Annotated in this window: 7 protein-coding genes and 1 pseudogene; 6 read left to right on the forward strand and 2 right to left on the reverse strand. The window is 60.3% G+C overall.

Features of this window, described 5'->3' with window-relative positions; translation table 11 throughout:
• Positions 1–79 precede the first annotated feature (79 nt).
• Both V7773_RS30010 and V7773_RS30015 read right to left on the reverse strand, forming a co-directional pair.
• On the reverse strand, positions 80–1,216 hold the full coding sequence (locus V7773_RS30010; RefSeq protein ID WP_336076475.1) for a catalase family protein: 1,137 nt from the start codon (positions 1,214–1,216) through the stop codon (positions 80–82).
• Positions 1,217–1,247: 31 nt separating this feature from the next.
• On the reverse strand, positions 1,248–3,053 hold the full coding sequence (locus tag V7773_RS30015; RefSeq protein WP_092223614.1) for a di-heme-cytochrome C peroxidase: 1,806 nt from the start codon (positions 3,051–3,053) through the stop codon (positions 1,248–1,250).
• A 269-nt stretch (positions 3,054–3,322) separates the two neighbouring features.
• Between V7773_RS30015 and V7773_RS30020 the strand changes: the two genes are divergently transcribed.
• The 6 genes and pseudogenes from V7773_RS30020 to V7773_RS30045 form a co-directional block, all read left to right on the forward strand.
• A complete protein-coding gene (locus V7773_RS30020) occupies positions 3,323–4,036 on the forward strand; it encodes an FKBP-type peptidyl-prolyl cis-trans isomerase (protein WP_003204577.1) in 714 nt (237 codons plus the stop codon).
• Between the two features lie 294 nt (positions 4,037–4,330).
• Positions 4,331–4,786, forward strand: coding sequence for a YkvA family protein (locus tag V7773_RS30025; protein WP_063324786.1), 456 nt, complete (start codon positions 4,331–4,333; stop codon positions 4,784–4,786).
• 114 nt (positions 4,787–4,900) lie between these two features.
• Positions 4,901–5,242 (forward strand): helix-turn-helix domain-containing protein, encoded by a 342-nt coding sequence (locus V7773_RS30030; protein WP_003204574.1) that lies wholly within the window; start codon positions 4,901–4,903, stop codon positions 5,240–5,242.
• Positions 5,239–5,610 (forward strand): hypothetical protein, encoded by a 372-nt coding sequence (locus V7773_RS30035; protein ID WP_003179080.1) that lies wholly within the window; start codon positions 5,239–5,241, stop codon positions 5,608–5,610. The genes V7773_RS30030 and V7773_RS30035 overlap by 4 nt, the downstream gene beginning before the upstream one ends.
• Positions 5,611–6,012, forward strand: coding sequence for a sel1 repeat family protein (locus V7773_RS30040; protein WP_336076476.1), 402 nt, complete (start codon positions 5,611–5,613; stop codon positions 6,010–6,012).
• Positions 6,013–6,200: 188 nt separating this feature from the next.
• Positions 6,201–7,322, forward strand: a pseudogene (locus tag V7773_RS30045) (type IV secretion protein Rhs); the annotation flags it as partial.

Below are 7,322 nucleotides of genomic sequence, written 5' to 3' on the forward strand. Positions count from 1 at the left end.
TCTGGAACGCTGAACGCCAGGTACCAACAAAAAGCCCGCTCATTGAGCGGGCTTTTTGCTGTCTGGTATTTGCCTGCCTCTATTGCTCGGCGTTACGGCTGTGACGGTAATCGCTGACCGCCTCATACACTGCTTTACGCAAGCGGTTGATACCGCCAATGGGGCGATGGGCCTCGATGCCGAACCAGGGGTTGAAGGACTGGTTGTCGCAGGCCAGGTTCAGTTTGGGTGTGTCGAAATCCTGGGCGGGCACCTTGATGTGGGCCACGGTCTCGAACGGCGCATCACTTTCCTGCCATTCAATACTGGTGTCTTCGATCGGCATGTACTTGCTCGGATCCTGACGCTGGATCTGCAAGACAAAACACGCCGGCACCCGGTCTGTGGATAACTGCTGGTTCAATGCGCTACGCAAGAAGTTCGGCAGGTCCTGGTTCTGGGCCGGCAAGGTGTAGCTTGGGCAACTGTCCGGATCCGGTGCGACGCGAAACTTGGCGTTGGCCTCACCGAACTTATAGGGCGATACCGAGAAATAAGTGGTCTGGGTCGGACTGGCCGGTGGCGGTGAGAGAGTCGCCAGGGCGATGAATAAATGCCGAATCTGCCAACTGCGCGGGTCGAGGCTCGGAAAAAAGGCCATCGCCTTTTTCCCGTCAGCCTGAGCCGCCACATTCTGACGATATTCGGCGACATCACTGACAAAGAAGTTCGGATGGTTGAACATCACGAAATCCTGCTCACCTTGTGATTGCCGATCAGCGAGCAGTTGCTTGCCCGGTATGTTCATCAGCTTGATCGCCATCCCCCGTGCATCGCGCAGGCTGTCGAACTGCGGATAGGCATTGCCGTTGGACAGGCGAATCGTCGCCTGCCAGACCTTCCCCGGCTCGGCGAATACCCCTTGGCGCAACGGTGCCGGCAGGTCGCTCGGCACCTGGACTTCGGCCATGACACAGCCGTGGGCCTTGGCGTGGGCATCGCGCAGATAACGCGTGCTTTCGCGATGCTGATCGACGATGCGAATAGCAGTCTGGATGATGTCCTGGGTCATGGCCGCTTCGCCGGGCGCCACCTGTTCCTTGTCCGGGACCGGTCCCTTGTGTTGCCAGGCAAACCAGGCCGTGGACAGTGCCCAGCCGAGCAGCCCGATGCCCAGCAGCCACAGGAGCGTCTTGCCCAAAAAGGCACCGAGGCGCAGCCAGAGCGTGATCAACATTGAAACTTCCTTTTACCTGTGGGGTTCATCATTACAGTTGCGACTCCAATGGCCCGCCCAGCACCTTTAAATACTCCAGCAAGGCCCAGCGTTCCTGTGGTTGCAGCAAGCGGCCAATGACGCCATTGCCTCGCTCGCCCGCGCGGAATTCATGGCCGCTGTTGTGGTTGCCGGTAATGCGGGTATCGAAGAGAAAACCGTTGGTAAAGGCTTCGGTGCGATAGCCCAGGTGGCGCGGGTCGTATTCGAAGTTGCCTTTATAGAACGTGGTCGCGCGCTCATCCTGGGGGGACAGCAGTTGATAGATCGTCGGCACCGAGCCGTTGTGCAGGAACGGTGGCGTGGCCCAGACACCCGCCAGTGGCCGGGCCTTGTAGGCGCGCAATTCACGTACGCCGATGGGCAAGCCGAAACCGTCCAGCGCCGGGCGCTCGGCGGGGGTGACGCCGGCGTCGCGGTAAGCGCGGTTTTCGACGAATGCCGTCACGTAGGCCAGGCCTTTGGCGACCGAGAGTTGACTCAGGTCCAGCGGTTCTGTTGGGGTCGGGTGCAGTTGCACTTCCAGCTTCGCCAGCTCGGCCGGATCCCACTGCAGGCTGGTCAGGTCGAAGCGGTGATCGGCGATGTTATTGGCAGTGCCCGGGTCGGTGCCGATCACCTGCACGGGCAGCATGTGCAATTGCTGGACCGGCCTGTCGGGCCCTTGGACCACCTTGGGTACATGGCAGCCGGCGCAGTTTTCGGTAAACAGTGCCCGGCCCTTGGCGGCCAGCGGTTTGTCGATTGGGCCCAGTAGCGCTTGCGGCCATACAGGCGGTTTGAGCAGTTGCAGGGTCTCTTCGATCTTGTTCAAGTCGCGCACACGCACGCTGGAGGGGTATCGCGCATCGCCCTGCAGCGGTTTGCCTTGGGCGTCGAAGAAATTCAGCGTGGCGCCGACCCCCAACGCCTCACCGACGTTGCGGGCCATCGGTTGCTGGGCCGATCCGTTCCACTGCACCCAGTCGAATGTCCATATGTCCCACAACTGCGGGTAATCCACGGGGGCGTTGGCCACCCGGTAGTTTTGCGGCGAAATGGCGTCGCCGAAGCTGGCATTGGCGATACGACCGAAGGCGTCGGTACGGCCAGGCCCTTCTTCGGTGGGGTAGAGGCCACGATGGGTGTCGTTCCAGGCCACCCGCAGGAACGTGTCCAGGGAGGCCTTGAAGGCCTTGCGCAATTCCTCGTGGCGGGCTTCGTAGTCCTTGCCCAGCACTTTGCGGGCGAAGCGCTCGAATTTCCAAGGGTTGTAGTAGGTAGACGCCAGACTGGCGACCAATGCTTGTCCGAAACTGCCACCGCGTAATGTAGGAACACTGGAGGGCAGCACGTGCTGAGCCGTGCCGCCGTCGATCCGTATTGCCTGGCCCTTGAAGCGCAATTCGCCGGTATGGCACGCCGCGCAAGTGATATCCAGGAACTGCTCGGTGCTGCCCGGGTTCTGGTGCCGCGCAAACCCTACCGGCAAGTTGCCAGGATTGGCCGACGAGGCTTTCTGCGCCGGATCGACCAGGAACCCAAAGCGCGCCAGGTACTCGGGCGATGCGAAGCGTTGTTGCGAAAACGGTAATTCGAGGGCGGTGAACCAGTCGTAGCGCAGGCCTTTGACCTGGGTGCCCTGGGGCGTGAAGTAATACGTCTGGCGCTCGGCGGCACTCCATTGGTCCAGGTAATTCACCTGTTCGACGGGCGTGTAGAACGGCAAGCGAGGATTGGCGACGTAATAAAGCACCACGGCCACGACAATGATCAGCAGCGCGAGGAGCAGCAAGAGGATGCGAGAGAGAAGGCGCACGGTAACGTCCTTGTTTTTTTGATAAGCCCTTATGCCTCAGTGCTGCGCGGCGGGCAAGTGGCCATTACCTCTGGCCTGTAGAGGAGCGGCAATTTGTCCCTGTACGTAACAGATGACAGATGCTTCATTCGTCCAGGCTTAAAAAGCGTTTGCGGACCTGAACTTATCATGACTTTGTGGCTCACATGCCGGTAGCCATTGGTCGTGGCCGCCTGATAAGCTCGCGGCTTTATTCGATTGCCCTTTAGGCGCATGAACAAGGAAATAGCATGAAACAGCATCGGTTGGCGGCGGCGGTGGCCCTGGTTGGCCTGGTACTCGCGGGTTGCGACTCGCAGACCAGCGTAGAGCTGAAGACCCCGGCGCAGAAAGCTTCCTACGGTATTGGCCTGAACATGGGCAAGAGCCTGGCTCAGGAAGGCATGGATGACCTGGACTCCAAAGCGGTCGCCCAGGGCATCGAAGATGCCGTCGGCAAGAAAGAACAGAAGCTGAAAGACGAAGAACTGGTCGAAGCCTTTGCCGCGCTGCAAAAGCGTGCCGAAGAGCGCATGGCCAAGATGAGCGAAGAGTCGGCAGCCGCCGGCAAGAAATTCCTCGAAGAAAACGGCAAGAAAGCCGGTGTTACCACCACCGCTTCCGGCCTGCAGTACGAAGTGGTCAAGAAAGCCGACGGTCCACAGCCCAAGCCGACCGACGTAGTGACTGTTCACTACACCGGCAAGCTGACCAACGGCACTGTGTTCGACAGCTCCGTTGAACGTGGCAGCCCGATCGACCTGCCGGTCAGCGGCGTGATCCCGGGTTGGGTCGAAGGCCTGCAACTGATGCACGTCGGCGAGAAGTACAAGCTGTACATCCCGAGCGACCTGGCCTATGGCGCCCAGAGCCCGAGCCCGGCAATCCCGGCCAACTCGGTCCTGGTGTTCGACCTGGAACTGCTGGCGATCAAGGATCCGGCAAAAGAAGACGCAGCCAAGTAATCGCGTCTGCTATAACGACAACGCCTCGCTCATGCGGGGCGTTGTCGCATCTGGGCTGCGGCAAAATGGCAAAAAAACCGAACGCACGATGCAGGGTATAGTCATAGGCAATACAGGCGCTGTGCTAGACGCAGTCAGCCGGTCAAGTCAATGAAATATTGGGTTTTTTTATGTGAGTAAAAAACGCCCGATCTAAGCCGGGCCCTTATGAAACGGGGGCTTCAGCGGTGAAATGCAGCTCTGTTCACAAGGTTATCCACAATTTGTGTGGATAACATTTCAGTCGGAGAAAAAATGAAGGCCCCGTGGAATTTTGCGCGATTTCTGCCCTTGGCAGGCCGCCTGCTGGCCCGCGGTCGATTGCCGACGTTGCTGTTCGCCGTCGCCAGCAAGGGTGCCCGGGAGGGCGGACGACTGGGCAAACTCAAGGAGGACCTGCATCTGTTGCAGGCCTTGTGCCTGGCCTACTGGCGGGGCGAATACCGCGCTGTCAGCGCCAAGTCGATGCTGTCGGTGGTGGCAGGGCTCATGTATTTCCTCAGCCCCTTGGATGCGATTCCAGATATCTTGCCGATGTTTGGCATGTTCGACGATATCGCCGTGCTGGCTTGGGTCATGAAAACCCTCGACGTTGAACTCGAGGCGTTCCGCGCCTGGCGTTATCGGCAGTCGCCCGAAAAGCTTGCCCAGGTCGAAAGGCTTCCCGATACCCCGGAACAACTTCAACTCCAAGGTCAGAAAAAAACCTGATTCGGTAGCACTTGCCCCAGAGAATTCATCGCCCCGCGACCTTAGCCGGTATTAGGATTACACTTCTAAGAAAAAAGGCTGTCTCGCTAAGTGTTGTTGTCCTACGGGGTAGACATGGATATTCAAATAATCACACGTGACGGAGAGCCCGAATACGCGGTTTTGCCGTGGGATCAGTACCAGTCGTTGTTGAAGGCAGCAGGCATCGATCAAGCTCCGCCGCGCGAAGCGACAGTCCGTCACGCGGCGGCACCGGGCCAGGTTCTCCCTGGCCTGGATCAATTACGCAGTTTACGCGAAGGGAAGGGCATCGCCATCGAGGCGCTGGCCCGCACGGTAGGTATCAGCCCGTCTTATCTGGCCTTGATCGAGAGCGGCGAGCGTCAGCCCGATGCCGCGATTCGGCGCAGTCTGGCCTGGGAGTTGACGGTGCCGGGTTGGAGGGAAGAATCGTGAGCGTACGCATCAGTCGGCAGCATTGGGATGGGTTGTTGGGTGAGTTGGACCAGGCGCGCCGCCAGCGGCATTTATTGACCTACCGCGCGTTGCTGGAGCGTCTGCAGCTGCCCAGCCCGGCCATGCAGACCTTGACCGCGGCCCTTGAACACCTGGCGGCGCTGGACGCCCGGGCGGAACAGCCGCTGCGCAGTTCATTGGTGATCAGCCAGGGTGCCAGTCGGTTGCCGCGCACGGGGTTTTTCGAATGTGTAGAACGCCTGGGTCGCTTTTCCGGGCCTTCCGATGGCGTGGCCGCTGCTTCCTGGCACGCTTCGGAAGTGGTCCGGGTATTTGAATACGAGTACCCCGAATCGGCGGAGGCCTGAGTGCTCTGGCGACTCAAGGCGCGGGCCGGTTACTGGTTGGCGCGTCGGCTGTTTCACTGGTCCTGGTTCGTCCGTCAGCCGCGTGGCTGGGCCTGGCTCGAGGGGCAGTTCTCTCGCATGGCGAACGTGGGCGACGTCGGTGCGCAAAGCTTCTATGGGCATATCCTCACGTTTCGCGGCCAAGGGCTGGGCGCCCGGGAAGAAGGGATTCGCCTGTTGCGGCTGGCGGCATTGGCCGGTGATGGCAAGGCCGCCTACCAGGTTGGCGTGATCAGCCTGGCCGGCACAGCCAGCAAGGCACCGGACCCGGTTGAAGCGGCGCGTTGGTGGACCTTGGCGGCGAAAGCCGGGCATCCGCTGGCCGAAATCAAGCTCAAATCACTTGAAGCTCGCGATATCTAGGGTTATCCACTGGCGATTCGTTGTGCAGGTCAGACGAATTTAGCGAATCGCCCTACGGGCTCTGTCTCCTTCCCCTGACTTAATTCCCCTGTCGTCCCCGGCAAAGTCTCGCGCTCCCTGAGTGCTGCGAGACGTCTGCCCATGTTCGACCGTTTTTTCCTGCCGGCCTTTGAGCGAGCCCTGTCCTGATGGATCAGGTGAGCCGAATCGAGCAGGAACTCGACAGCTTCAAAGACACCCTTTCGGTCTATCGCGAGCAGCTCGAGCGCTGGTACAGCCGAGCGGCGGATCGAGCCAGTCACATGGGCGACTTGCCCTCGCTTATGGGCATGGAGCGGTTGATCCGCTTTGGCGACAGCACCACCGCTGTCAGCACCGGCGACGATGACTTCCTCTCCACGGTCGTCCAGTGTCCCAAGGGCGGGCCGATGACGATCGAAAGCAAGTTCGAGTCGGTGTACGACATCCCGCTGGGCGACATCGTGGTGGATGTGGTGGATGTGGCCAGCGGCGAGGTCACGCCGGTCACCCTGGATGCCCACGGCCTGGGAACCTTCATGGGGGAGGCGGGCAAGTCCTATCGTGTTCACGTTCAGGGCGAGGTGTCCGCCAAGCAAATCGCGAATCTGTTTTCTTCCTACGATGGCTTGACCACCAATCTGACGGACTGGTTGTGCGGTGAGTGGCAGGGCTTCAAGCCGCGATGGGCACAACAATCGTTGTCGACTTCGGCGGCGGCGGTGGGCAACGGGTTGCTCGCCGGCAGTTGGGCGGCGATTGAAGGTGTGTGGGACAGCATCAGCTTGCTCTCGGACATCCTCAAGGATCCCGGTCAATTTGTTGAGCGGTTGGGCGAAAGCGCCAGGCAGCTGGAGGACCTGGCGAAAAAAACACCGCGGGTGATGGCCAAGCTGCAACTGCTGGCCAGCGACGAAGCGGCGCTGTGCCTGTTGGTGCGCACCGCCAGTCTCTGGTTGGATATGTTGCCGCCCAGTGAGGTTGCCGGCGAAACGGCCGAAGCCTTGTCGAGGGCGACGGTCCAGTTGTTGATCGACCTGTTGATTGGTGTTGTCCTGACCTTCACCGGGGCGGGTGCCGGTATCACGTATCTGTCGATGCGCCTGGGGAATGTGGGCCTGCGCCTGCTGGGCGCCCTGCAGCGTTTCATCGGTGCGATCTTTGCGGTGGTCAACGGCTTCATGACCTACGTGGACCGCTACAAGACCGTGGCGGCGCGCGGTATCGCGGCTGGCGTGAAAAAGGGCCGGATGCAACTGCGTTGGGATGCACAGCGCAACACCACGCTGAAA

This window comes from Pseudomonas sp. 3JA (genome assembly GCF_036961705.1).
GTDB classification, from domain to species: Bacteria; Pseudomonadota; Gammaproteobacteria; order Pseudomonadales; family Pseudomonadaceae; genus Aquipseudomonas; species Aquipseudomonas fluorescens_Q.

What these genes read in the sequence shown, in the direction of transcription:
- V7773_RS30030 (WP_003204574.1), top strand. Translation starts at nt 4,901, where the DNA reads ATGGATATTCAAATAATCACACGTGACGGAGAGCCCGAATACGCGGTT.
- V7773_RS30025 (WP_063324786.1), top strand. Translation starts at nt 4,331, where the DNA reads ATGAAGGCCCCGTGGAATTTTGCGCGATTTCTGCCCTTGGCAGGCCGC.
- V7773_RS30010 (WP_336076475.1), bottom strand. Translation starts at nt 1,216, where the DNA reads ATGTTGATCACGCTCTGGCTGCGCCTCGGTGCCTTTTTGGGCAAGACG.
- V7773_RS30020 (WP_003204577.1), top strand. Translation starts at nt 3,323, where the DNA reads ATGAAACAGCATCGGTTGGCGGCGGCGGTGGCCCTGGTTGGCCTGGTA.